Here is a 24,830-nt window from a genome sequence, read left to right on the forward strand (position 1 = left end):
GCATCACTTGTCGATGCTTACACCATAGAAGGAGTTGAGCGCGAACGGACTGATGCGGAAGTCGTGCACTTCCTTGCGCATCGGCTGGTACACGGTGGAGTGTGCCAGCGGGGTGATCGGCACTTCGCGCTTGAGGATCACCTGGGCCTGCTTGTACAGCTCGGTGCGCTCGGCCACATCGGTGGTGCGCTTGGCAGCCTTGACCAGCTTGTCGTAGTCCTCGAAGCACCACTTGGAGAAGTTGTTGCCGTCGACCGCATCGCAGCCATAGAGGGTGCCCAGCCAGTTGTCCGGGTCGCCGTTGTCGCCGCTCCAGCCGATCAGCATGGCGTCATGTTCGCCGCCCTTGGCACGCTTGAGGTACTCGCCCCACTCGTAGCTGACGATGCGCGCCTTGATGCCGATCTTGGCCCAGTCGGCCTGCAGCATCTCGGCGATCTGCTTGGCATTGGGGTTGTACGGGCGCTGCACCGGCATGGCCCACAGGGTGATCTCGGTGCCTTCCTTGACGCCCGCGGCCTTGAGCAGCGCCTTGGCTTTCTCGGGGTCGAAGGCCGGGTCCTTGATGTCCTCGTTATACGACCACTGGGTCGGCGGCATGCCATTGACGGCCAGCTGTCCGGCCTTCTGGTAGACGGCGTCGAGGATCGCCTGCTTGTTCACCGCCATGTCCAGCGCCTGGCGTACTTCCAGCTTGTCGAACGGCGGGTGGGTGACGTTGTAGGCGATATAGCCGACGTTGAAGCCCGCCTGCTCGGGCATCTGCAGGTTGGGGTCCTTCTGCAGCGATTCGATGTCCGCCGGACGCGGGAACAGGGTGACGTGACATTCGCCGGCCTTGAGCTTCTGCATGCGCACCGAGGAGTCGGTGTTGATGGCGAAGATCAGGTTGTCGATCTTCACGTCGTCGGGCTTCCAGTAGTCCTTGTTGCCCTTGTAGCGGATCACCGCGTCCTTCTGGTAGCGGCTGAACACGAAGGGGCCGGTGCCGATCGGCTTCTGGTTGATGTCGGAGGCCTTGCCGGCCTTGAGCAGTTGGTCGGCGTATTCGGCGGACTGGATCGAGGCGAAGCTCATCGCCAGGTTCTGCACGAACGCGGCGTCGACCTGGTTGAGGGTGAAGCGCACCGTCATGTCATCGAGCTTCTCCAGCTTGGCGATGTTGCTGTCCATGCCCATGTCGGTGAAGTAGGGAAACTCGGTGGGGTACGCCTTGCGGAAGGGGTGGTCCTTGTCGAGCATGCGTTCGAAGGTGAACAGCACGTCGTTGGCGTTGAACTCACGGCTGGGCTTGAAGTAGTCGGTGGTGTGGAACTTCACCCCGGGACGCAGCTTGAAGGTGTAGACCAGGCCGTCGTCGGAGACCGTCCAGCTCTCGGCCAGGCCGGGCTCGACCTTGGTGCCGCCACGCTCGAACTGGGTCAGACGGTTGAAGATGGTTTCCGCAGCGGCATCGAAGTCGGTGCCGGTGGTGTACAGGCCCGGGTCGAATCCGGCGGGGCTGCCTTCGGAACAGAAAACCAGGTTGGCGGCGCTGGCGAGGGGGGCGCTGGCGATCAGCCCAGCGGTAAGCAAAGCCTGGATAACGGCGTTCTTGCGCATCATGACCTCATCGTTGTTTTGCTTGTTTTTGAGGAGCCCCTTGTGGGGGCCTCCTGGCAAGCTATGCAGGGCGTGTGCCTGAGGCAAGTGCGCAAGTGGCGTAAAAAGGGTTAGCGCTACACGGGTGTAACTCGCTGTCGCATTTATGAACTTTTGTCGGGAAGAGATAGCAAAACGCCGTTATCTTTCGACAACGGCGCTGCTTTGTCGCGGGGCGCGGGTCAGGGCATCTGCACTTCGATGACGCCATCGGCGCTCACGGTCACCTGGCTGGTGCCGGCTTCGATCTGCGGAGTGGGGGCTGAATCCATCATCGCCATGCTCTTCGCCTCGAAGCCGCGCATGCGCATCGGCGGCTGGAAACCACCGGTGTTCAGGCTCAGGCTGACCAGCTTGTAGCCCTTGCCGCCGAGCGCCTGGGTGGCCAGCTGGGCGCGGGCCTTGAAGGCATCCACGGCGTCCTTGAGCATGGCGTCCTCGCGTGTCTTGCGAGTATCGGTGGCGATGCTGAAGTCCATGCCGCCCATCTTCATCGACTGCAGCAGTTCACCGGTCAGCGAGGACAGGCGGGCGAAGTCGGCGCTCTCCATGCGTACTTCGGCGCGCTCGCGCCAGGCGGTGATCTTCTGGCCCTTGTCGTCATAGACCGGGTAGCTGTGGCGGCTGCCCAGCTTGACCGAGACGCCTTTGACCTGGCGCACCTGCTCCAGGGTCTTGTTCAGGGTGCTGGTGATCTCCGCCGCCAGTTTGGCCGGGTCGGCATTCTGCGACTCGGTGTACAGGGTGACGTGCATCAGGTCATGAGCGACTTCCTGGTTCACCTCGGCACGCAGGGCAATCTGGTTGTAGCGCGCTTCGTCGGCCAGCAGGCCGCTGCTGGCCAGGCCGGCGATGGTCAGGGCGATGGCGGAGGCGATACGGGGCATGGTGAGCATGTGCTGTTCCTTTTTCAGTGGCCTTGATGGCCGTTTCCCGAGGTTAGACGAAGACAGATGACCATCCGGGTTAAACCCGGTTCAGGTTTTTTTCAGGCCACACAGCCGCGCCGAACAGGCGTGCGTCCGGTTGCCGCAGCGGCGGAAGGCCGCGCCAGGCTTGGTTATACTCGCCCCATTGACTGGAGTCGCCATGCTCGAACCCGTGCAGTTGTTGTCCGCCAGCCGCCAGAATCTCTGGCGCCTGACCCTCATTCGTATTCTCGTGCTCGCCGCCCAGGCCGGTTCCGTCGGGCTCGCGTACAAGTCGGGCGTGCTGGCGCTGCCCTGGTGCGAATTGTCGATCACCCTCGGCATTTCCCTGCTGCTCTGCGTGGGCACGGCGCTGCGTCTGCGCGGTCCCTGGCCGGTCACCGAGGTCGAGTACGCCGTGCAGCTCGGCTGCGACCTGATCATCCACAGCGTGCTGCTGTATTACTCGGGTGGTTCGACCAACCCCTTCGTCTCCTATTACCTGGTGCCGCTGACCATCGCTGCGGCCACCTTGCCCTGGCTGTTCACCATCGTGCTGGCGGGAATGGCGCTGGCGGGCTACACCCTGTTGCTGGTGTGGACGCACCCGCTGGAACTGCCGGCGGCGCGCGAGAGCCTGCTGGTCTATGGCATGTGGCTGAGCTTCGCCCTGGCTGCCGCGCTGATCACCTTCTTCGTCGCCAAGATGGCCGAGGAACTGCGGCGCCAGGACGAGCTGCGTGCCGAGCGCCGTGAGGAGAGCCTGCGCGACCAGCAGTTGCTGGCCGTGGCCACCCAGGCTGCGGGCGCCGCCCATGAACTGGGTACGCCGCTGGCCACCATGAGCGTGCTGCTCAAGGAGCTGCGCCAGGAACACCGCGACAAGCCAGCCCTGCAGGACGACCTGGCCCTGCTGCAGGAGCAGGTCAAGCTGTGCAAGTACACCCTGCAGCAACTGGTGCGTGCGGCCGAGAACGACCGGCGCCAGGCGGTGGTGGAGCAGTCCTGCGTGGAGTGGCTGGAAACCACCCTCAATCGCTGGCACCTGATGCGCCCCGAGGCCAGCTACCGCTACCAGTGCCTGGGGCGTGGCACGGCGCCGCGCATCATGCCGCCGGCCGACCTTACCCAGGCGCTGCTCAACCTGCTGAACAACGCCGCCGACGCCTGCCCGGACAAGCTCGACATCCGTCTGGACTGGGATCACCAGTGGTTGCGCCTGAGCATCCGCGACCATGGCGCCGGCGTCCCGCTGGCCATTGCCGAACAGCTTGGGCGGCCGTTCTTCACCACCAAGGGCAAGGGTTTCGGGCTCGGTCTGTTCCTCAGCCAGGCCAGCGTGACCCGTGCCGGTGGTACGGTTAAGTTGTATAACCATGAGGATGGCGGCACCCTCACCGAATTGAAGTTGCCGCGAGCCTATGGCGTGGCCTGACAAGGAAAACCTGCATGAGCGAAGAATCCCTGTTCGAAGGTGAAGAGCAGCCCCATCTGCTGCTGGTCGACGACGACCCGACGTTCACCCGTGTGATGGCGCGCGCGATGAGCCGCCGTGGCCTGCGTGTGTCCACTGCGTCCAGCGCCGAGGAAGGCCTGGCGATGGCCAAGGAAGACCTGCCCGACTACGCGGTGGTCGACCTGAAAATGGAAGGCGATTCCGGCCTGGTCCTGCTGCCCAAGCTGCTGGAGCTGGATGCCGAGATGCGCGTGGTGCTGCTCACCGGTTACTCCAGCATCGCCACCGCCGTCGAGGCGATCAAGCGTGGTGCCGCCAACTACCTGTGCAAACCGGCTGACGCCGACGACGTGCTGACTGCCTTGCTCTCCGAGCATGCCGACCTGGACAGCCTGGTGCCGGAAAACCCGATGTCGGTCGACCGTCTGCAGTGGGAGCACATCCAGCGTGTGCTGGCCGAGCATGAGGGCAACATCTCCGCCACGGCCCGCGCGCTGGGCATGCACCGTCGTACCTTGCAGCGCAAGTTGCAGAAGCGCCCGGTACGCCGCTGAGGCCATTGGCTCGGAGCGGTTCCGGGCCTCGCTTCATGGCCGCCGCAGGTGGCCACCCGATTTACCGGTAGCAGCATAAACATTAGCCGGCTAACATGCGTTGTCGTACAACTGCATCGGTGCCTTCATGCTCGCCGTCGCTGCACAAACCCTCGCTGTCACCGCCCCGGTGTTCGCCATGCTGTTTCTCGGTGTGGCGCTCAAGCGCGTGCGCTGGATCGACGGCGCCTTCATCGATACCGCCTCGAGCCTGGTGTTTCGCGGCACCATGCCGACCCTGCTGTTTCTCGGGGTGATCAAGGCCGACCTGGATGCGGCGATGCAGCCGGGGCTGCTGACCTACTACGTGCTGGCCACGGTGGCCAGCTTCTTCCTGGCCTGGGGCTGGGCCGTCTGGCGCGTGCCGTTCGTGGACCGTGGCGTCTACACTCAGGGTGCCTTTCGCGGTAACAACGGTATCGTCGGGCTGGCGCTGGCCACCAGCATGTATGGCGATTACGGGCTGTCCCTCGGTTCGGTGCTCGCCGCGCTGGTGATCCTCTGCTACAACGCGCTCTCGGCCGTCGTGCTGGCCATCTACAGCCCGGGGGCGAAAACCGGCATGCGGGCCATCGCCCGCAGCATCGTCAGCAACCCGATGATCATCGGCGTGCTGCTGGCCGTGCCTTTCGCCTACTGGAAGATCGCCCTGCCGCAGTGGCTGCTCACCTCGGCGGAGTATTTCGCGCAGATGACGCTGCCGCTGGCGCTGATCTGCATCGGTGGCACGCTGAGCCTGGCCTCGCTGCAGCGCAGCAGCGGCACGGCCATCGGCTCGAGCCTGATGAAGATGGTCTGGCTGCCGCTGTTGAGCACCACCGGCGCCTGGCTGCTGGGTTTTCGCGATGCGGACCTGGCGATTCTCTTTCTCTACTTCGCCAGCCCGACGGCTGCGGCCAGTTTCGTCATGGCCCGGGCCGTCGGTGCCAACCATGAGCTGGCGGCGGCGATCATCGTCATCACCACCCTGGCGGCGGTGCTGACCACCAACTTCGGTCTGCTGCTGTTGCAGTGGGGGGGCTGGGTCTAGCCGGTCGTGGCCGGCGCTCGATGGAGCACCGGCAAGGCGGCTCCTACGAGGCGTTGCGCTGGTAGTCGTCGATCACTTCCTGGGCTGCGCGGAAGGCATCGATGCTCGCCGGCACGCCGGCATAGACCGCACAGTGCAGCAGGGTTTCGCGGATTTCCTCGACGGTGCAGCCGTTGTTCAGCGCGCCGCGCACGTGCCCCTTGAGCTCCTGCGGGCACTTCAGTGCGGTCAGCGCGGCCAGGGTGATCAGGCTGCGGGTCGCGCGTGACAGGCCGCTGCGCGTCCACACGCCGCCCCAGGCGTGTTCGTTGACGAAGTCCTGCAGGGGTTGGCTGAACTCGGTGGCATTGCCCAGGGCGCGCTCGACGAACGCCTCGCCCATGACTTCGCGGCGTACTTGCAGGCCGCGCTCGTGGTTCTCGCTCATGTTCAGATCTCCTGGCCGCGTTGCTTGTGCCAGGCACGCCCGGCGATGATCACCAGGGTAATGGCGGTCAGTGGCAGCGCATAGCCGATCATTGCGTCACCGAAGCTCTGGGCGAATGGGCGGCCGGTGGCGAACAGCACCACATAGAGGGTGTAGGCCACGTAGTAGGCGACGAACAGCAAGCCTTCCCAGCGGTTGATGCGATAGCCGCTGAAGAAGATCGGCAGGCAGGCGAAGGCCACGGCGATCATCACCGGGAAGTCGAAGGCCAGCGCGTTGGCGGCCACCGGGATGGCGTTCGGCGAGACCAGCGAGGCGAGGCCCAGGACGCACAGCAGGTTGAAGATGTTGCTGCCGACGATGTTGCCGACGGCGATGTCGCGCTCACCCTTGAAGGCGGCGATGATCGAGGTGGCCAGTTCCGGCAGCGAGGTGCCGATGGCGATCACGGTCAGGCCGATCACCAGCTCCGACAGGCCCAGGGCGCGGGCCAGTTGCACGGCGCCGTCGACCAGCAGGTTGGATCCGCCCACCAGCAGCGCCAGGCCGGCGAGCAGCAGGCCGAGGTTGACGGCCCAGGCGTAGGGCTTGGCCGGCTCGTCGAGGCCGAACTCCTTGGCGAACTCATCGTCTTCGCCGCCCTTGTCCTTGCGGCTGCTGTAGATCAGGAAGACGGTGTAGGTGATCACGCCCGCGAACAGCAGGGCGCCATCGAGACGGCTCAGCTGGCCGTCCCAGGCGAGTGCGTAGACCACCAGGCTGGCGCCGATCATGATCGGCACGTCCAGGCGGATCAGCTGGCGCGAAACGATCAGCGGGGCCACCAGTGCGGTCACGCCGAGGATCAGCAGGACGTTGGCGATGTTGCTGCCGATCACGTTGCCGATCGCCAGGTCGCCACTGCCGTTGAAGGCCGACTGCACGCTGACCGCCGTCTCCGGGGCGCTGGTGCCGAAGGCCACCACGGTCAGGCCGATCACCAGCGGGGGAATGCCGAACTGCGCAGCCAGTTTGGCGGCGCCGCGTACCAGTACTTCTGCGCCGGCGACCAGCAACACCAGGCCGGCGATCAGGTAGACGAAAGTCATCAGGGTCATTACAGGGAGGCTCCGAAAAAGTGCGGCTAGTGTAGCGATGGCGTCCGTGGCCGCCAGAGATTACGCAAGGTATTTGTTGCCAATTGTTCGTCAGTCCAGCGCTTGAAGCCGAACCGGCACCACGCCTGCACGCAGCATGTCCAGGCGCTCGGCGGCGGCACGGGAGAGGTCGATGATGCGCCCGCGCACGAACGGGCCGCGGTCGTTGATGCGCACCACCACGCTGCGCTCGTTGTTCAGGTTGGTGACGCGGACCCGTGTGCCAAAGGGCAGGGTGCGATGCGCGGCGGTCAGGGCGTTCTGATCGAAGCGCTCGCCGCTGGCGGTGCGCTTGCCATGGTGCGCCTGGCCATAATAGGAGGCCTTGCCGGTTTCGCTGCCGCCGCTACCGCCGAAGGTCGAGCAGCCGCCGAGCAGGACCAGCGCGCCAAGCAAGGCGCAGGTCTGTAGCCCGGATGCAATCCTGGGCGTTGCGGGCTCCCGGATTGCATCCGGGCTACGGGTCATCATCGCGGTATCTCCAGATAGAAAGACGCCGGGCAAGCCCGGCGTCGTTTCGGTGGGTCGAGGCTCAACCTTCGAGCTTTTTCTTCAGCAGTTCGTTCACTTGGCCCGGGTTGGCCTTGCCCTTGGAGGCCTTCATGGCCTGGCCGACGAAGAAGCCGAACATCTTGCCGCGCTTGGCTTCGTCCGCTGCGCGGTACTGCTCGAACTGCTCGGCGTTGGCCGCCAGCACTTCGTCTAGCATCGCCTCGATGGCGCCGGAGTCGGTGACCTGCTTGAGGCCCTTCTTCTCGATCACCTCGTCGGCGCTGGTGCCTTCACCGGCTGCCAGGGCTTCGAAGACCATCTTGGCGATCTTGCCGCTGATGGTGTTGTCCTTGATGCGCAGGATCATGCCACCCAGTTGCTCGGCGGACACCGGCGACTGCTCGATCTCCAGGCCTTCCTTGTTCAGCAGGCTGGACAGCTCGCCCATCACCCAGTTGGCCGACAGCTTGGCATCGCCGCAAGTCTTCTCGACCGCTTCGAAGTAGTCGGCCAGCTCGCGGCTGGCGCTCAGCACGCTGGCGTCGTAAGCGGACAGAGCGAACTGGCTCTCGAAGCGCTCGCGCTTCTGCACCGGCAGTTCCGGCAGCTGGCCGCGCAGGTCGTCGAGGAAGCTGCGTTCGATGACCACCGGCAGCAGGTCCGGGCAGGGGAAGTAACGGTAGTCGTTGGCTTCTTCCTTGCCGCGCATGGAGCGCGTCTCGTCCTTGTTCGGGTCGTACAGGCGGGTTTCCTGTACCACCTTGCCACCGTCCTCGATCAGCTCGATCTGCCGCTGAATCTCGTGGTTGATGGCCTTCTCGATGAAGCGGAAGGAGTTGACGTTCTTGATCTCGGCGCGGGTGCCGAAGGCTTCCTGGCCTTTCGGGCGTACCGACACGTTGCAGTCGCAACGCAGCGAGCCCTCGGCCATGTTGCCGTCGCAGATGCCGAGGTAGCGCACCAGGGCGTGAATCGACTTCACATAGGCGACCGCTTCCTTGGCCGAACGGATGTCCGGCTCGGAGACGATTTCCAGCAGCGGCGTGCCAGCGCGGTTGAGGTCGATACCGCTCATGCCGTGGAAGTCTTCGTGCAGGCTCTTGCCGGCGTCTTCTTCCAGGTGCGCGCGGGTGATGCCGATGCGCTTGACGGTGCCGTCTTCCAGGGTGATGTCCAGGTGGCCCTTGCCGACGATGGGGTGATCCATCTGGCTGGTCTGGTAGCCCTTGGGCAGGTCCGGGTAGAAGTAGTTCTTGCGCGCGAAGACGTTGCGCTCGCCGATCTCGGCGTCGATCGCCAGGCCGAACATGCAGGCCATGCGCACCGCTTCGGCATTGAGCACCGGCAGGGTGCCGGGCATGCCGAGGTCAACCAGGCTGGCCTGGGTGTTGGGCTCGGCGCCGAAAGTGGTGGCGCTGGCCGAGAAGATCTTCGATTGGGTGCTGAGCTGAGCGTGAATCTCCAGCCCGATCACTGTTTCCCATTGCATCTTTAGTGTTCCTCAATCCTGTGTGGCGTCATCCAGCCCTCTCCCGGCGCTGCGCGCCACCCTCTCCCATGAATGGGAGAGGGGAAAAGGCTGCATGGCTGCGCCATGGCCTAGAAGCCGCTCGGTGCTTGGCTGTGCCAGTCAGTCACCTGCTGGTACTGATGCGCGATGTTGAGCAGGCGACCTTCCTGGAAGTAGTTGCCGAGCAGCTGCACGCCCACCGGCAGGCCATCGACGAAGCCGGCTGGCATCGACAGGCCGGGGATGCCAGCGAGGTTGGCGGTGATGGTGTAGATGTCCTCGAGGTAGGCCGACACCGGGTCGCCACCTTTCTCGCCGAGCTTCCACGCCAGGTTCGGCGTGGTCGGGCCGAGGATCACGTCGACGTCATTGAAGGCAGCGACGAAGTCGTTCTTGATCAGGCGGCGGATCTGCTGCGCCTTGATGTAGTAGGCGTCGTAGTAGCCGGCCGACAGGGCGTAGGTGCCGACCATGATGCGGCGCTTCACTTCCGCACCGAAGCCTTCACCGCGCGAACGCTTGTACAGGTCTTCGAGGTTGAGCGGATTCTCGCAGCGGTAGCCGAAGCGCACACCGTCGAAACGCGACAGGTTGGAACTGGCTTCCGCCGGGGCGATCACGTAGTAGGCCGGGATCGCATGCTGCAGGTTGGGCAGGCTGATGTCCTTGACGCTGGCGCCGAGCTTCTTCAGCTCCTCGACCACGGCCAGCACCTTCTCGCCGATACGCGCGTCGAGGCCGGCGCCGAAGTATTCCTTCGGCAGGCCGATGCGCAGGCCGGCCAGCGGCTGGGCGAGGGCGGCCAGGTAGTCATCCACCGGCTGGTCGACGCTGGTGGAGTCCTTGGCGTCGAAACCGGCCATGGCGCCGAGCAGCAGCGCGCAGTCTTCGGCGGTGCGGGCCAGCGGGCCGCCCTGGTCGAGGCTGGAGGCGTAGGCGATCATGCCCCAGCGCGAGACGCGGCCGTAGGTCGGCTTGATCCCGGTGAGGTTGGTCAGCGCCGCCGGCTGGCGGATAGAACCGCCGGTGTCGGTGCCGGTGGCGGCCGGCAGCAGGCGTGCGGCGACCGCAGCCGCCGAACCGCCCGAGGAACCGCCCGGTACACGGCTGGTGTCCCAGGGGTTCTTCACCGGGCCGTAGTGGCTGGATTCGTTGGCCGAGCCCATGGCGAATTCGTCCATGTTCAGCTTGCCGAGGGTGACAGCGCCGGCGGCGGCCAGTTTCTCGACCACGGTGGCGTTGTACGGCGCCTTGAAGCCGGTGAGGATCTTCGAGGCACAGGTGGTCAGCACGCCTTCGGTGCAGAACAGGTCCTTGTGCGCGATCGGCGCACCGAGCAGGGCGCCGTTCTCGCCAGCGGCACGGCGGGCGTCGGCGGCCTGGGCCTGGGCGACCGCCTGTTCGGGCGTGACGGTGATGAAGCTGTTGAGCTGCGGATCGAGCTGCTCGATGCGCGCCAGCAGGCTGCGGGTCAGTTCTTCGGCGGAGAATCGCTTGGCCTCGAGGCCCTTGGCGATCTCGGCCAGGGTCAGTTGATGCATGTCAGCCCTTTCCTTATTCGATGACTTTCGGCACGAGGTACAGGCCGCTTTCCACGGCCGGGGCGATGGCCTGGTAGGCGTCGCGCTGATTGCCCTCGGTGGCCACGTCGGCGCGCAGGCGCTGGGTGGCTTCCAGCGGGTGGGCCAGGGGTTCGATGCCCTGGGTGTCGACGGCCTGCATCTGGTCGATCAGGCCGAGGATGTTGTTCAGGGTCTCGGTGGTTTGCGGAATATCGCCGTCATTCAGGCCCAGGCGGGCCAGGTGGGCGATTTTTTCCACCTCGGAGCGTTCAAGCGCCATTGGGGGGGTCTCCAGTGGAAGTGTGACGGGGCGGGTGTCTGCCAATTGCTGCGCTCGGGCATCCCGCGTCGCCTGTAGGGAACGGATGTCGCGAGCCGGCGGTCAAAGGCCGCGATGTGCAGCTACAAGGCCCGGAAAAACAGGCAATCTACCATATTGCCGCCTTGCCCAAAATCCCTGCCGTTGTTAGAGTTTGCCGCACTTTTTTACCCACGCGTTGCCTAGGGTCCCTTCCTAATGTTCAAGAAACTGCGTGGCATGTTTTCCAGTGATCTGTCTATCGACCTGGGAACTGCCAATACCCTTATTTATGTGCGCGAGCGCGGTATTGTCCTGAATGAACCGTCCGTGGTCGCCATCCGCACCCACGGCAACCAGAAAAGTGTCGTGGCCGTCGGCACCGAGGCCAAGCGCATGCTCGGCCGTACGCCTGGCAACATCGCCGCCATTCGGCCGATGAAAGATGGCGTGATCGCCGACTTCAGCGTCTGCGAGAAGATGCTGCAGTACTTCATCAACAAGGTGCACGAGAACAGCTTCCTGCAGCCGTCGCCGCGCGTGCTGATCTGCGTGCCGTGCAAGTCGACCCAGGTCGAGCGCCGTGCCATCCGTGAATCGGCCCTGGGCGCCGGTGCCCGTGAAGTGTTCCTGATCGAAGAGCCGATGGCCGCCGCCATCGGTGCCGGCCTGCCGGTAGAGGAAGCCCGTGGCTCGATGGTCGTCGATATCGGCGGCGGCACCACCGAGATCGCTCTGATCTCCCTCAATGGCGTGGTCTATGCCGAGTCCGTCCGCGTCGGCGGCGACCGCTTCGACGAAGCCATCATCACCTACGTGCGCCGCAACTACGGCTCGCTGATCGGTGAAGGCACCGCCGAGCGCATCAAGCAGGAAATCGGTACCGCCTACCCGGGTGGCGAGGTTCGCGAAGTCGACGTTCGCGGCCGCAACCTGGCCGAGGGCGTACCGCGCAGCTTCACCCTGAACTCCAACGAAGTGCTCGAGGCGCTGCAGGAATCCCTGGCGACCATCGTCCAGGCGGTGAAGAGCGCGCTGGAGCAATCGCCGCCCGAGCTGGCCTCGGACATCGCCGAGCGCGGCCTGGTGCTGACCGGTGGTGGCGCACTGCTGCGCGACCTGGACAAGCTGCTGAGCCAGGAGACCGGCCTGCCGGTGATCGTCGCCGAAGACCCGCTGACCTGCGTCGCCCGTGGCGGCGGCAAGGCGCTGGAAATGATGGATCGCCACGCCATGGACCTGCTCTCCACCGAGTAAGCGCTTGCCGTGGGGCTCGCTGTCGTGCCGCCTCCGGGCGGCACGCGCATATTCGAGCATTGCAGTACACTCGCCTCAACCTTCGCCAGATCGGTTTGCCCTTCGCATGAATTCGCGCGCTTTCCGCCCTCGTGGCGCACAAGGAGCAGGTCATTAAGCCGCTCTTCGCCAAAGGTCCTTCGCTGGGCATCCGCCTGCTGGTGCTGGCGGTGCTGTCGGCTGCGCTGATGGTGGTGGATGCCCGCTTCGAGGCGCTCAAGCCGGTGCGCAGTCAGATGGGCCTGGTGCTGACACCGTTCTACTGGCTGGCGGACCTGCCGGTGCGGGCCTGGGATGGCGCGACCCAGCAGATTTCCTCGCGCAGCGAGCTGATGGCCGAGAACGAGAAGCTCAAGGCCGAGGCCCTGCTGCTGCAGCGCCGGCTGCAGAAGCTGGCGGCCCTCACCGAACAGAACGTGCGCCTGCGCGAATTGCTCAACTCCGCCGCACTGGTGGATGACGAAGTACTGGTCAGCGAGCTGATCGGCGTCGATCCCAACCCCTATACCCACCGCATTCTCATCGACAAGGGCGAGAAGGACGGCGTGTTTCTCGGCCAGCCGGTGCTCGATGCCCGTGGTCTGATGGGCCAGGTGGTCGAGATCATGCCCTACACCTCGCGGGTGCTGCTGCTCACCGACAACACCCACAGCATTCCGGTGCAGGTCAATCGCAACGGCCTGCGCGCCATTGCCGTCGGCACCGGCAACCCCGAGCGCCTGGAGCTGCGCCATGTGGCGGATACCGCGGACATCAAGGAAGGCGATCTGCTGGTTAGCTCCGGCATGGGCCAGCGCTTCCCGGCGGGCTATCCGGTGGCCACGGTCAAGGAAGTGATCCATGACTCCGGCCAGCCGTTCGCCATCGTTCGCGCGGTGCCCACTGCGGCGCTCAATCGCAGCCGCTATCTGCTGCTGGTGTTTTCCGACCGGCGTACCCCCGAACAGCGTGCCAACGACTCCGCCGTGGCGCAGGAAGCCGCCGACCGTGAGGCCGAGCAGGCGCGACAGGGCGAGCAGGCACCCGCGGATGGGCAGGCGCCGGCTGCGGACGCTGGCGCAGAGGAGACGAACTGATGGTTGGCGTGCAGCCTCGCAATGGCTGGGTGATCTGGCTCAGCCTCGCGCTGGGTTTGTTACTCAGTGTTTCGCCGTTGCCCGAGTTCATGCAGATCGGCCGCCCACTGTGGGTCGCGCTGGTGCTGACCTACTGGGTGCTGGCCCTGCCGCACCGTGTCGGCATGACCACCGCCTGGGTTCTGGGTCTGGCGCAGGACGTGCTGTTCGGCACGTTGCTGGGGCAGAACGCGCTGATCCTGACGTTGATCACCTTCCTGGTGCTGAGCCTGCACCAGCGTCTGCGCATGTTCCCCATGTGGCAGCAGAGCATGGTGCTGATGGTGGTGTTCGGTCTGGCCCAGCTGGTTCAGCTGTGGCTCAATGCGCTGACCGGCAGTCGGCCGCCGACCCTGGCCTTCATCCTGCCGGCGCTGGTCAGTGCCCTGCTCTGGCCGTGGATCTGCGCCATCCTGCGTGGTCTGCACCTGCGCCTCAACGTCAACTGAGCGCGGCCCGCCGCACGGCTGGTCGCGGTTCGCCAACGGAGATACCCGCATGGCCGAGCTGTTCCTGGCCTCCGCTTCGCCCCGTCGGCGTGAACTGCTGGCCCAGATCGCTGTGCCATGTGTCACGCAAATCGCCTCGATAGATGAAACCCCGTTGCCAGCCGAGCCTGCTGCAGTCTATGTAGAGCGCCTGGCGCTGGAAAAGGCGCGTGCGGGGCTGCGTGCCCTGGGCGAGCGGGCCGATGCCGTGGTCCTGGGGGCCGATACGGCGGTGGTGCTGGATGGGCGCATTCTCGGCAAGCCGGCCGACTTCGCCGAGTCCCGCGAGATGCTCTTGAGTTTGTCCGGTCGCAGCCATCAGGTCATGACCGCAGTCGCCCTGGTGGGCGCCGGGCGGGAGTCGTCCCGGGTGGTGACCAGCGAGGTGAGTTTCCGCACCCTCGGTGAGGCGGAAATCGCGGCCTACTGGGCCAGTGGCGAGCCCTGCGACAAGGCCGGCAGTTATGGTATCCAGGGCCTGGCGGCGGTGTTCGTCAACCGTGTGCAGGGCAGTTATTCGGCGGTGGTGGGGCTGCCGCTGTGCGAAACTGCCGAGATGCTTGGCCAGTTCGGTATTGCCTGCTGGCAGTTGCCGGCGCAAGGGGGCGTGTAGAAACGCGGGGCGTTTCCAGCGATTCCCGAAAGCTTGAGTCCGCGGGGCGGCGTTATGGTCCGGCCGGCATGATCACCAGGATGGATGCATGAGCGAAGAGATTCTGATCAACATCACGCCGATGGAATCGCGTGTGGCCGTAGTGGAAAACGGTGTGCTGCAGGAAGTGCACGTCGAGCGTACGCAGAAGCGTGGCATCGTCGGCAACATCTACAAGGGCAAGGTGGTGCGCGTGCTGCCCGGCATGCAGGCGGCCTTCGTCGACATCGGCCTGGAACGTGCCGCGTTCATCCATGCCTCGGAGATCTCCACCCGCGAGGGCGCCGCGATCGAGCCGATCAGCGCGCTGGTGCACGAAGGCCAGAGCCTGGTGGTGCAGGTGACCAAGGACCCGATCGGCAGCAAGGGCGCGCGCCTGACCACTCAGCTGTCGATTCCGTCGCGCTACCTGGTGTACATGCCGCGCACCAGCCACGTCGGCATTTCCCTGAAGATCGAGGACGAAGCCGAGCGCGACCGTCTCAAGCAGGTGGTGGCCGACTGCGTGGCCGCCGAGGGAATCGAGGAGGCCGGCGGCTTCATTCTGCGCACGGCCGCCGAGGGGGCCGGTGCCGACGAGATCCTCATCGACATCCGCTACCTGCGGCGCCTGTGGGATCAGATTTCCGCGCAGGTGCAGACCGCCAAGGCGCCCTCGGTGATCTACGAGGACCTGTCGCTGGCACTGCGCACGCTGCGTGACCTGGTCAGCCCGCGAACCGAGAAGATTCGCGTGGACTCGCGCGAGACCTTCCAGAAGATCACTCAGTTCGTCGCCGAGCTGATGCCGGAGATTGCCGACCGCCTGGAACATTACCCCGGCGAGCGGCCGATCTTCGACCTGTATGGCGTCGAAGACGAGATCCAGCGGGCGCTCGAGCGCAAGGTGCCGCTGAAGTCCGGCGGCTATCTGGTGGTCGACCCCGCCGAGGCGATGAGCACCATCGACGTCAATACCGGCGCCTTCGTCGGCCATCGCACCCTCGAAGAGACCATCTTCAAGACCAACCTGGAAGCGGCCACGGCCATCGCCCGCCAGCTGCGCCTGCGCAACCTGGGCGGGATCATCATCATCGACTTCATCGACATGGAGGACGAGGAGCACCAGCGCCAGGTGCTGCGCACCCTGGAGAAACAGCTGGAGCGTGATCACGCCAAGACCAACATCATCGGCATCACCGAGCTGGGCCTGGTGCAGATGACCCGCAAGCGCACCCGCGAGAGCCTCGAGCAGATTCTCTGCGAGCCGTGCAGCGCCTGCCAGGGGCGCGGCAAGTTGAAGACTCCCGAGACCATCTGCTACGAGATCTTCCGCGAGATCCTGCGCGAGGCGCGGGCCTACCAGGCGGAAAGCTACCGGGTGCTGGCGAACCAGAAGGTCGTCGACCGCCTGCTCGATGAAGAGTCGGGCAACGTCGCCGATCTCGAAGCCTTCATCGGCCGCACCATCAAGTTCCAGGTGGAAACCATGTATTCCCAGGAACAGTACGATGTGGTGCTGCTCTGAGCGCCGCGAGCGCTGAGGTGAACGGCCTGGTGCGCCTGTTCACCACCTTGCTGCGCTGGGGGCTGGGTGTCCTTGCCGCGCTGCTGGTGCTGGCGGCGCTGTACGTCAGCCTGGGGCGCGAGCTGGTGCCGCTGGTGGCCGAGTACCGCCTCGAACTGGAGGACAAGGCCAGCGCGCAGCTGGGTGTGCCCGTGCGTATCGGCCGGCTCGAAGGGCGCTGGCAGGGGTTCTCCCCGGTGCTGCTGGCGCACGACGTGCGCCTGGGCGCAGAGGACGACGGGCTGAGCCTGGAGCGCGTACAACTGATGCCCGATGTGCTGGCCAGCCTGCTGGCACGCCAGCCCCGCATCGCCCACCTGCAATTCGACGGTTTGCAGCTGAACCTGCAGCAGGACAGCGAGGGTCGCTGGCATCTGCAGGGTTGGCCACAGCGCAGCGAGCGGCAGATGGATGTCGAGCAGCTGTTGCGGCAGTTGCAGGCGGTGCGGCGGGTCAGCCTGTTCGACAGTCGCGTGGTGCTGCAGCCGCTCGATCAGGAACCGTTGCTGCTCAGCTACGTCAATCTGAGCCTGAGCTACGGCAGCAACCGGCAGCGCCTCGACGGCCGCCTGCTGCTCCCCGACGGCCAGCCGGTCGCCCTGCGGCTGCGCACGCGCATGCAGCCCGAGACCTGGCGCGAGACGGAGTCCGAGCTCTACCTGAGCCTGCCGCAGAGTGACTGGGCAACGTGGTTGCCCAGGTCGCTGCTGGGCGACTGGCAGGTGCAGCGTCTGCAGGCCGGTGGCGAGCTCTGGCTGCAAGGGCACGGCCTGGCCCTTGATAAAGCTGCGCTGCGCCTGCATGCGCCCGAGCTGGTGGGCGGTCGGGTCAAGCGTGAAGCCGTGACCCTCAAGGACCTGGCCTTCAACGCCTTCTTCGAACTCGACGAGCAGGGCATGCGCGGGCAGATCGACTCCCTGGCCATGACCCATGGCGAGCAGCGCATCGGCGAGTTGCACCTCAACCTGAAACAACTCGATGGCGGCGAGACCGACGAGCGCTGGGCGCTGACGGCTGACCGCCTCGACCTGGCGGCCTGGGCGCCGCTGGTGCAGGCGCTGGCGCCCATGCCCGACGCGGCCCACGACGCCCTGGTCGCGCTGGCACCCGTCGGCGTGGTCAACAACCTGTTGCTCGACTACTACCCGCAGCACCAGGGTGCGGAGCGCTTGCGCTTCGCTGCCAATCTGCAGCAGGTGGGCGTCCAGGCCTACCACGGCGCGCCGGCTGCCGAAAATGTCAGCGGCAGCGTCTCTGGCAACCTGTTCAAAGGCGAGTTGCGCCTGAACAGCGAGAACTTTGCCCTGCACCTGAATGAACTGTTTCCCAAACCCTGGCGCTATCGCTATGCCCAGGCCCGCCTGAGCTGGGACTGGAGCGAAGCCGGCCTGACCCTGTACAGCCCCTACATGCGTGTCGACGGCGAGGAAGGGCAGGTTGCGGGTGACATGCTGATCCGCCTGCTGAGCGATCCCGAGGCCGAGGACTACATGGACCTGCGTGTCGGTCTGCGCGACGGCGATGCGGCCTTCACCGAGAAGTACCTGCCGAGTCTCTCGCCCGGCATGAGCCCGGAACTCGATCATTGGCTGAAGACGGCGATCCGTGCCGGCCACGTCGAGGAGGGCTACTTCCAGTACCAGGGCTCGCTGCACAAGGGTGCACCGCTGGCGGCGCGCAGCCTCAGCCTGTTCTTCAAGGTCAGGGATGCCGAGCTGGCCTTCCAGCCTGGCTGGCCATCGCTGCGCGACGGCGCCGGCGAAGTACTGATCGAGGATGATGCCGTGCGGGTGCGCCTGCAGCAGGGGCGCCTGCTCGACAGTCAGGTCACGGACGTGGCCGCCAATATCCCGCTGCTGCATGACGGCAAGGCGCCGCACCTGTACCTCGAAGGCGACGTGCAGAGCAGCCTGAGCGATGCCATCAAGCTGCTGCAGGAGGCGCCCCTGGGCACCTCGCAGATCTTCGCCGGCTGGCAGGGCGAGGGGCCGCTGGCCGGACGCCTGAAGCTGGATATCCCGCTGCACAAGGGGGATGCCCCGGTCGTGGTAGTGGACTTCGCCACCGAAGGCGCGCGTCTCAAGCTGCCCAACCCGGACCTGCAGCTGAGCAAGGTGAAGGGCGCGTTTCGTTTCGACAGTGCGGCGGGCCTCAGCTCGCCCGACGTGCGTGGCGAGGTGTTCGGGCGCCAGGTGCGCGGCAAGATCAGCGCCGAGGGTGCGCGCGGTCAGGCCAGAACTCTGTTCGATCTGCGCGGGCAGGTGCAGGTCGACACTCTCAACAAATGGTTGAATGGTCCGCAGGCGCTGCCTGTCAGCGGCCTGCTGCCCTATCGCCTGCGCCTGACGCTGGATGGCGACGACAGCCAGCTGCGCGTCGATTCCAACCTGCTCGGGGTGAATGTGGCGCTGCCCGCGCCCTTCGGCAAGGGCGCCGAGCAAGAGGCCTATGCCGACTGGCGCATGACGCTGTCCGGCAAGGAGCGCCGCTACTGGGCCGACTATCGTGGGCTGGCCAGCCTGAACCTGGCGGCGCCGCCGACGGCACTGGCCGAGGGCCGTGGCGAGCTGATGCTGGGCGGGGAGCCCGCCCGGCTACCGACCAGCCAGGGCCTGCGTGTGCGTGGTCGCCTGGCCGAGCTGGACCTGGATGCCTGGAAGCAGTTCATCGCGGATCACCCGCTGAAGGTGGACGCTGACAGCCAGCGCCTGTTCCGCAGCGCCCAGCTGGATATCGGCCGTTTCCAGGGCTTCGGCCAGGAAGTCGAGCAGCTCGCCGTCGGTCTCGAACGAGAGTCTCAGGGCTGGGCACTGCAGCTCGACAGCGCATTGGCGAGCGGGCGGGTGGTGCTGGCGGACGCCGAGGACGTACCCATCCAGGTCGACTTGCAGCATGTGAGCCTGCCAGCCCCGGCCGTCGATACGCTGACAAGCGACGACGCCCCGGACCCTCTGGCGGGTGTCGACCCGCGGCAGATTCCGGCGCTGGATATCAGGATCGACCGCGTACAGCGGGGTGACAAGGTGCTGGGGGCCTGGTCGCTGAAGGTTCGGCCTGAGGCGCAGGGGGTTCGCTTCGACGAACTCGACCTCGACCTGCGCGGGCTGAAGATCAGTGGCAGCGCCGGCTGGCGTGGCACGCCAGGCAACCTCCAGAGCTGGTACAAGGGACGCCTGCACGGCGATGACCTTGGCAAGGTGCTCAAGGCCTGGGATTTCGCGCCGAGCGTCACCAGCGAGAGTTTCCGGGTGGATGCCGATGGCAACTGGCCGGGCTCGCCGGCGTGGTTCTCCCTCAAGCGGTTCTCCGGCAACCTCGACCCGTCGCTGCGCAGCGGCCAGTTCGTCGAGGTGCAGGGTTCGGCGCAGGCCTTGCGGGTGTTCGGCCTGCTCAACTTCAATTCGATCGGCCGCCGCCTGCGCCTGGATTTCTCCGACCTGCTGGGCAAGGGCCTCAGCTACGACCGGGTCAAGGGCAACCTGCAGGCGACCAATGGCCTGTTTGTCACGCAGGAGCCGATCACCCTGACAGGGCCCTCGAGCAACCTGGAACTCAATGGCAACCTGGACATGCGCAACGAGCGCATCGACGCCAAATTGCTGGTGACCCTGCCGGTGACCAACAACCTGCCGCTGGCAGCGTTGATCGTCGGTGCGCCGGCCATTGGTGGTGCACTGTTCGTGGTGGACAAGCTGCTGGGCGACAAGGTGGCGCGTTTCGCCAGCGTGCAGTACGACGTCGACGGTCCGCTGCAGGATCCCAAGATCAGCTTCGACAAACCCTTCGAAAAACCGCAATGAAGCGCCGCCTTGGCGTACGCTGTCAGCACCGGAGGCAATGAGCGCAGCCATGAATCTTGCCGTGATACAGATGGTCAGTCAGGCAGAGGTGCGGGCCAACCTCGCGCAGGCTAGGCGTTGGCTGGAGCGTGCCGCACAAGGTGGTGCGCGCCTTGCCGTACTGCCGGAAAACTTCGCGGCCATGGGCCGGCGCGACCTGGCCGCCATCGGGCGTGCCGAGGCCATGGGCGAGGGGCCGATTCTGCCCTGGTTGAAACAGACCGCCCGTGACCTCAGCTTATGGATAGTGGCCGGTACGCTGCCGCTGCCACCGGATGACGACCGCGACGGCAAGCCACGGGCCTGTTCGTTGCTGATCGATGAACAGGGTGAGCGTGCCGCACGCTATGACAAGCTGCACCTGTTCGATGTCGACGTGGCGGACAATCGTGGCCGCTATCGCGAATCGGACGATTTCGCCCATGGCGAGCAGGTGGTGGTGGTCGACACGCCGGTCGGTCGGCTCGGGCTGACGGTATGCTATGACCTGCGTTTCCCCGAGCTGTATGGCGCGCTGCGTGAAGCCGGAGCCGAGCTGATCAGCGTGCCGGCGGCGTTCACCGCGGTGACCGGCGCGGCCCACTGGCAGGTGCTGACCCGTGCCCGCGCCATCGAGACCCAGTGCTACCTGCTGGCGGCCGGTCAGGGCGGGGAACACCCCGGGCCGCGCTGGACGTTCGGCCATTCGGCCATCATCGACCCCTGGGGGGGCGTGCTGGTCGAGCAGGATCAGGGCGAAGCCGCCTTGCTGGCTTCACGCGATGGCGCCGAGCAGGCGGCCATTCGCCAACGCATGCCGGTGCAGCAGCACCGCCGTCTTTTTTCATCGGGCGTCGCACGCCCGATCGTTGTGGAGTGACCATGAATACGATGTTGCAATCCGTCAGCGAGCACCTGCTCGCCCCAGGCGACCTGACTCTGGATAGCCTCGGCTCGGTGCTGGGTGAGGTCGCCGGGCCGGGTATCGACGCGGCTGATCTGTATTTCCAGAGCCAGGTATCCGAGTCCTGGGTGCTGGAGGACGGGATCGTCAAGGAGGGCAGCTTCAATCTCGATCAGGGCGTCGGCGTGCGTGCGCAGTCGGGCGAGAAGACCGGCTTCGCCTACAGCAACGCGATCAGCCTCGATGCGCTGCAGCAGGCGGCGCGTGCGGCGCGCTCGATCTCGCGCTCCGGCCAGCAGGGGCGCGTGCAGGCCTTCGTCAGCCCGCAGGTGACCCAGCTGTATGCCCAGGACAATCCGCTGGATGTCATCGGCCGGGCCGAGAAGGTCGAGTTGCTGCAGCGCATCGACCGCGCCACGCGTGCGCTGGACCCGCGCATCAAGCAGGTGACCGTGAGCCTGGCCGGGGTCTGGGACCGCATCCTGGTGGCGGCCCATGATGGCAGCCTGAGCGCCGACATCCGCCCGCTGGTGCGTTTCAACGTCAGCGTCATCGTCGAGCAGAACGGCCGTCGTGAGCGTGGCGGGCATGGCGGTGGCGGACGCACCGACTACCGCTATTTCCTCAGCGAGGATCGCGCCATGGGCTATGCCCGTGAAGCGCTGCGCCAGGCGCTGGTCAACCTGGAAGCCGTTGCCGCGCCTGCCGGGACCTTGCCGGTGGTGATGGGCGCGGGCTGGTCGGGCGTGCTGCTGCATGAAGCGGTAGGCCATGGCCTGGAAGGCGATTTCAACCGCAAGGGCAGCTCGGCGTACAGCGGCAAGGTGGGCGATAAGGTCGCGTCCAGCCTGTGCACCATCGTCGACGACGGCACCCTGGCCGAACGTCGCGGCTCGCTCAGCGTCGATGACGAAGGCACGCCGACACAGTGCACCACGCTGATCGAGAACGGCGTGCTCAAGGGCTACATGCAGGACAAGCTCAACGCCCGCCTGATGGGCGTCGCCGCCACCGGTAACGGCCGGCGCGAGTCCTACGCGCATCTGCCGATGCCGCGCATGACCAACACCTACATGCTGGCTGGCGAGAGCGATCCGGAAGAAATCATCCGTTCGGTGAAGAAGGGCATCTATTGCGCCAACCTGGGCGGTGGCCAGGTGGACATCACCAGTGGCAAGTTCGTGTTCTCCACCAGCGAGGCCTACCTGATCGAGGACGGCAAGATCACTGCGCCGGTCAAGGGCGCCACCTTGATCGGCAATGGGCCGGAAGCCATGAGCCGCGTGTCCATGGTCGGCAACGACCTGGCCCTGGACAGCGGTGTCGGCACCTGTGGCAAGGACGGCCAGTCGGTGCCGGTAGGCGTTGGTCAGCCGACGCTGAAGATCGATGCGATCACGGTCGGCGGTACCGGTGCCTAGAGGGTGCGAGGTCAGCGCAGGCCGCGCTGGATCTCGTCGAGTTCACGGATGTACTTGAACACCTTGCGTGCGGCCGCCGGCGGTTTGTTGCGCGCGGCCTCGTGCTGGGCATGACGTATCAGGCTGCGCAGGTGCTGGCGGTCCGCGTCGGGGTAGAGCTCGAAAAAGCTTTCCAGGGCGCTGTCGCCTTCGCCGATCAGGCGGTCGCGCCAGCGCTCGAGGGCGTGAAAGCGCTCGTTGTATTCACGGGTGGAAGTGTCCACCTGGTCGATCATGGCGAGGATCGCCTCGACATCCTGTTCACGCATCAGCTTGCCGAGGAACTGGATGTGGCGTTTGCGCGCCGCGTTGGCCGTATGCTTCGGCGCTTCGGCCAGTGCCCGGCGCAGGGCGTCGGTCAGCGGCATCTTGGCCAGCAGGTCGGGTTTGAGCGTGGTCAGTCGCTCGCCGAGTTCCTGCAGGGCATGCAGTTCGCGCTTGACCTGGGATTTGCTCTTCTCCAGGGAGAAGTCGTCGAAAGAATCAGACATGGGGCGGGTCCAGATGGAAACGCCGCCATGATAACAGCAGCTGCGAGCTTCAAGCTTCAAGCGAAAAACGGGTTCGGCGTTTTTCTTGTAGCGAGGAGCTTGTAGCTTGAAGCTGCTTTTTAGGAGTCGTTATGAGTGAGTTAGAACAGATCGGGCCGCAGGCCTTGCCAGAGCTGCAGCAGCAGGTCGAGAGCATTCTTGCCGAGGCGGCGCGCCAGGGTGCCAGTGCGTGCGAAGTGGCGGTCTCGATCGGCCAGGGACTGTCGACCACGGTGCGTCAGCGCGAAGTGGAAACCGTGGAGTTCAACCGCGACCAGGGCTTCGGCATCACCCTGTACGTCGGCCAGCGCAAGGGCTCGGCCAGTACCTCGGCGACCGGTCTCGACGCCGTTCGCGAGACGGTGGCGGCGGCGCTGGCGATCGCCAGGCACGCATCCGAAGACGAATGCGCCGGCCTGGCCGACGCGGCGCTGATGGCGCGCGAGTTGCCGGAACTGGACCTCTATCACCCCTGGGCGATCAGCCCGGAGCAGGCGGTGGAGCAGGCGCTGGCGTGCGAAGCGGCGGCCTTCGCTGCTGACCCGCGCATCCGCAACGCCGATGGCACCAGCCTCAACACCCATCAGGGTTGCCGCGTGTACGGCAACAGCCATGGCTTCATCGGCGGTTACGCCAGCACCCGGCACAGCCTGAGCTGCGTGATGATCGCCGAGGGCGAAGGGCAGATGCAGCGTGACTACTGGTATGACGTCAACCGCCAGGGCGAGTTGCTGGCCGACGCCGCCGGTATTGGCCAGCGCGCGGCACAACGTGCCGTCAGCCGCCTGGGCGCACGCCCCGTGCCGACATGCGAAGTGCCGGTGCTGTTCGCTGCGGAGCTCGCCGGGGGGCTGTTCAGTCACCTGCTGGCAGCCATCTCCGGTGGCAACCTCTATCGTCACTCGTCCTTCCTGGAAGGGGCGCTCGGCCAGCGCCTGTTCCCCGAGTGGCTGAGCCTCGACGAGCGTCCGCATCTGCCGCGAGCGCTCGGCAGCGCCGCGTTCGATGGCGATGGCCTGGCCACCTATGCCAAGCCGTTCGTGGACAAGGGCGAGCTGGTGTCCTACGTGCTCGGCACCTACTCCGGCCGCAAGCTGGGCCTGCCCAGCACGGCCAACTCGGGGGGCGTGCACAACCTGTTCGTCACTCATGGCGACGAAGACCAGCAGGCGCTGATCCGGCGCATGGGGCGCGGGCTGCTCGTGACCGAGCTGATGGGGCAGGGGCTCAACCTGGTGACCGGCGATTATTCGCGTGGCGCCGCCGGTTTCTGGATCGAGAACGGCGAGATCCAGTTCCCGGTGCAGGAAGTCACCATCGCCGGCAATCTGCGCGACATGTTCGCCCAGATCGTCGCGGTCGGCAGCGATCTGGAGCGCCGTGGCAACATCTGCACCGGCTCGGTACTGATCGAGCGGATGACGGTCGCCGGCAGCTGATCCCCAGGCCGACCGCCGCGTCGGCCTTTCTCGTTGCGCGCCCGCTGCACGGTGCGCAGCGAAGCCCACACGGATTGCGTGTTGATTATCTCATGAGAATGGGAATAAATATCATTACGTAATCTGGTGGGCCTCTATGCACAATCCCTACTCCTCGCTCTGTCTCGACTGCTGGCACTGGCAAGGGCTGCGCATTCGCTGCGCGCTGCTGCCGGACGACCCGCGCCTGTTCGATTTCCACGAGGCGCAGGGGCGTCAGCTGGTCGCGCAGGGGCGCCTGGACGCCTGGCGGATGTGGTGGCACCTGGCGCAGTTGCTGCTCGACAGCGCTGCCGATCCGGCATTGCCCTGGCATTGGCGCAGCCAGTGCCTGGACCGTGCCTGGCGCCCCCTCTACGCCCTGCAGATGCTCGCCAGTGATCGCCGCCGCCTGCTGCGCCTGGATGCATTGCGCAGCCGCCTGGCCCACCTGCGCCTGGCGCCATCGCTTTCCTACGACGAATCAGCTGAGGGACCATCCCATGCTTGA

General features: G+C 65.7%; 22 protein-coding genes. 13 read left to right on the forward strand and 9 right to left on the reverse strand.

Annotated elements, in window-relative coordinates:
• Positions 1–3 precede the first annotated feature (3 nt).
• The gene (locus JLK41_RS04420) at positions 4–1,602 is read right to left on the reverse strand and encodes an ABC transporter substrate-binding protein (protein WP_134676956.1); all 1,599 of its coding nucleotides are present in this window, start codon (positions 1,600–1,602) and stop codon (positions 4–6) included.
• Positions 1,603–1,823: 221 nt separating this feature from the next.
• Complete coding sequence (locus tag JLK41_RS04425) at positions 1,824–2,537, reverse strand: SIMPL domain-containing protein (RefSeq protein ID WP_210390454.1); 714 nt, start codon at positions 2,535–2,537, stop codon at positions 1,824–1,826.
• A 193-nt stretch (positions 2,538–2,730) separates the two neighbouring features.
• Here JLK41_RS04425 and JLK41_RS04430 point away from each other — a divergent pair, with 193 nt between their 5' ends.
• The 3 genes from JLK41_RS04430 to JLK41_RS04440 all read left to right on the forward strand — a co-directional run bounded on the left by JLK41_RS04430 (position 2,731) and on the right by JLK41_RS04440 (position 5,628).
• A complete protein-coding gene (locus JLK41_RS04430) occupies positions 2,731–3,984 on the forward strand; it encodes an ATP-binding protein (RefSeq protein WP_037046403.1) in 1,254 nt (417 codons plus the stop codon).
• Between the two features lie 14 nt (positions 3,985–3,998).
• Positions 3,999–4,559: a response regulator transcription factor gene (locus tag JLK41_RS04435; RefSeq protein WP_047587309.1), complete on the forward strand. Its 561-nt coding sequence runs from the start codon at positions 3,999–4,001 to the stop codon at positions 4,557–4,559.
• A 127-nt stretch (positions 4,560–4,686) separates the two neighbouring features.
• Positions 4,687–5,628: an AEC family transporter gene (locus JLK41_RS04440; protein ID WP_037047376.1), complete on the forward strand. Its 942-nt coding sequence runs from the start codon at positions 4,687–4,689 to the stop codon at positions 5,626–5,628.
• A gap of 43 nt (positions 5,629–5,671) precedes the next feature.
• On the opposite strand, the gene JLK41_RS04445 is transcribed toward JLK41_RS04440, so the two are convergent.
• The 6 genes from JLK41_RS04445 to gatC form a co-directional block, all read right to left on the reverse strand.
• Positions 5,672–6,055, reverse strand: a complete 384-nt coding sequence (locus JLK41_RS04445; RefSeq protein WP_210390455.1) for a carboxymuconolactone decarboxylase family protein — start codon at positions 6,053–6,055, stop codon at positions 5,672–5,674.
• Between the two features lie 2 nt (positions 6,056–6,057).
• Positions 6,058–7,152 carry a calcium/sodium antiporter gene (locus tag JLK41_RS04450; RefSeq protein ID WP_037046411.1) on the reverse strand — a complete coding sequence of 365 codons (1,095 nt, stop codon included), beginning with the start codon at positions 7,150–7,152 and terminating at the stop codon, positions 6,058–6,060.
• 90 nt (positions 7,153–7,242) lie between these two features.
• Positions 7,243–7,662, reverse strand: a complete 420-nt coding sequence (locus JLK41_RS04455) for a septal ring lytic transglycosylase RlpA family protein (protein WP_210390456.1) — start codon at positions 7,660–7,662, stop codon at positions 7,243–7,245.
• 61 nt (positions 7,663–7,723) lie between these two features.
• Positions 7,724–9,172 carry an Asp-tRNA(Asn)/Glu-tRNA(Gln) amidotransferase subunit GatB gene (gene gatB, locus JLK41_RS04460; protein WP_210390457.1) on the reverse strand — a complete coding sequence of 483 codons (1,449 nt, stop codon included), beginning with the start codon at positions 9,170–9,172 and terminating at the stop codon, positions 7,724–7,726.
• Positions 9,173–9,282: 110 nt separating this feature from the next.
• Positions 9,283–10,734, reverse strand: coding sequence for an Asp-tRNA(Asn)/Glu-tRNA(Gln) amidotransferase subunit GatA (gatA, locus tag JLK41_RS04465; RefSeq protein ID WP_037046425.1), 1,452 nt, complete (start codon positions 10,732–10,734; stop codon positions 9,283–9,285).
• A 13-nt stretch (positions 10,735–10,747) separates the two neighbouring features.
• Positions 10,748–11,035 carry an Asp-tRNA(Asn)/Glu-tRNA(Gln) amidotransferase subunit GatC gene (gene gatC, locus JLK41_RS04470; RefSeq protein ID WP_037046429.1) on the reverse strand — a complete coding sequence of 96 codons (288 nt, stop codon included), beginning with the start codon at positions 11,033–11,035 and terminating at the stop codon, positions 10,748–10,750.
• Between the two features lie 237 nt (positions 11,036–11,272).
• On the opposite strand from gatC, the gene mreB reads away from it, so the two are divergent.
• From mreB to tldD, 8 genes are all read left to right on the forward strand, one after another.
• Entirely contained in the window at positions 11,273–12,310 is a 1,038-nt protein-coding gene (gene mreB, locus JLK41_RS04475) for a rod shape-determining protein MreB (RefSeq protein ID WP_047586922.1), read from the forward strand.
• 188 nt (positions 12,311–12,498) lie between these two features.
• Positions 12,499–13,425 carry a rod shape-determining protein MreC gene (mreC, locus tag JLK41_RS04480; protein ID WP_037047379.1) on the forward strand — a complete coding sequence of 309 codons (927 nt, stop codon included), beginning with the start codon at positions 12,499–12,501 and terminating at the stop codon, positions 13,423–13,425.
• A complete protein-coding gene (gene mreD, locus JLK41_RS04485; RefSeq protein WP_037046434.1) occupies positions 13,425–13,913 on the forward strand; it encodes a rod shape-determining protein MreD in 489 nt (162 codons plus the stop codon). The genes mreC and mreD overlap by 1 nt, the downstream gene beginning before the upstream one ends.
• Positions 13,914–13,962: 49 nt before the next feature.
• Positions 13,963–14,565, forward strand: coding sequence for a Maf family protein (locus JLK41_RS04490; RefSeq protein WP_037046439.1), 603 nt, complete (start codon positions 13,963–13,965; stop codon positions 14,563–14,565).
• Between the two features lie 88 nt (positions 14,566–14,653).
• A complete protein-coding gene (gene rng, locus JLK41_RS04495) occupies positions 14,654–16,111 on the forward strand; it encodes a ribonuclease G (RefSeq protein WP_037046445.1) in 1,458 nt (485 codons plus the stop codon).
• A 17-nt stretch (positions 16,112–16,128) separates the two neighbouring features.
• Complete coding sequence (locus JLK41_RS04500) at positions 16,129–19,950, forward strand: YhdP family protein (RefSeq protein ID WP_210390458.1); 3,822 nt, start codon at positions 16,129–16,131, stop codon at positions 19,948–19,950.
• A gap of 49 nt (positions 19,951–19,999) precedes the next feature.
• Entirely contained in the window at positions 20,000–20,848 is an 849-nt protein-coding gene (locus JLK41_RS04505; RefSeq protein ID WP_134676879.1) for a carbon-nitrogen hydrolase family protein, read from the forward strand.
• Between the two features lie 2 nt (positions 20,849–20,850).
• Positions 20,851–22,293 (forward strand): metalloprotease TldD, encoded by a 1,443-nt coding sequence (tldD, locus tag JLK41_RS04510; RefSeq protein ID WP_210390459.1) that lies wholly within the window; start codon positions 20,851–20,853, stop codon positions 22,291–22,293.
• Positions 22,294–22,304: 11 nt separating this feature from the next.
• On the opposite strand, the gene yjgA is transcribed toward tldD, so the two are convergent.
• Positions 22,305–22,823, reverse strand: a complete 519-nt coding sequence (gene yjgA / locus JLK41_RS04515) for a ribosome biogenesis factor YjgA (RefSeq protein ID WP_037046464.1) — start codon at positions 22,821–22,823, stop codon at positions 22,305–22,307.
• A gap of 131 nt (positions 22,824–22,954) precedes the next feature.
• Here yjgA and pmbA point away from each other — a divergent pair, with 131 nt between their 5' ends.
• Together pmbA and JLK41_RS04525 are read left to right on the forward strand one after the other, a co-directional pair.
• Positions 22,955–24,301 (forward strand): metalloprotease PmbA, encoded by a 1,347-nt coding sequence (gene pmbA, locus JLK41_RS04520; protein WP_134676878.1) that lies wholly within the window; start codon positions 22,955–22,957, stop codon positions 24,299–24,301.
• 136 nt (positions 24,302–24,437) lie between these two features.
• On the forward strand, positions 24,438–24,830 hold the full coding sequence (locus JLK41_RS04525) for a hypothetical protein (protein ID WP_037046475.1): 393 nt from the start codon (positions 24,438–24,440) through the stop codon (positions 24,828–24,830).

Source organism: Ectopseudomonas khazarica, assembly GCF_017915135.1.
Taxonomy (GTDB): Bacteria; Pseudomonadota; Gammaproteobacteria; order Pseudomonadales; family Pseudomonadaceae; genus Aquipseudomonas; species Aquipseudomonas khazarica.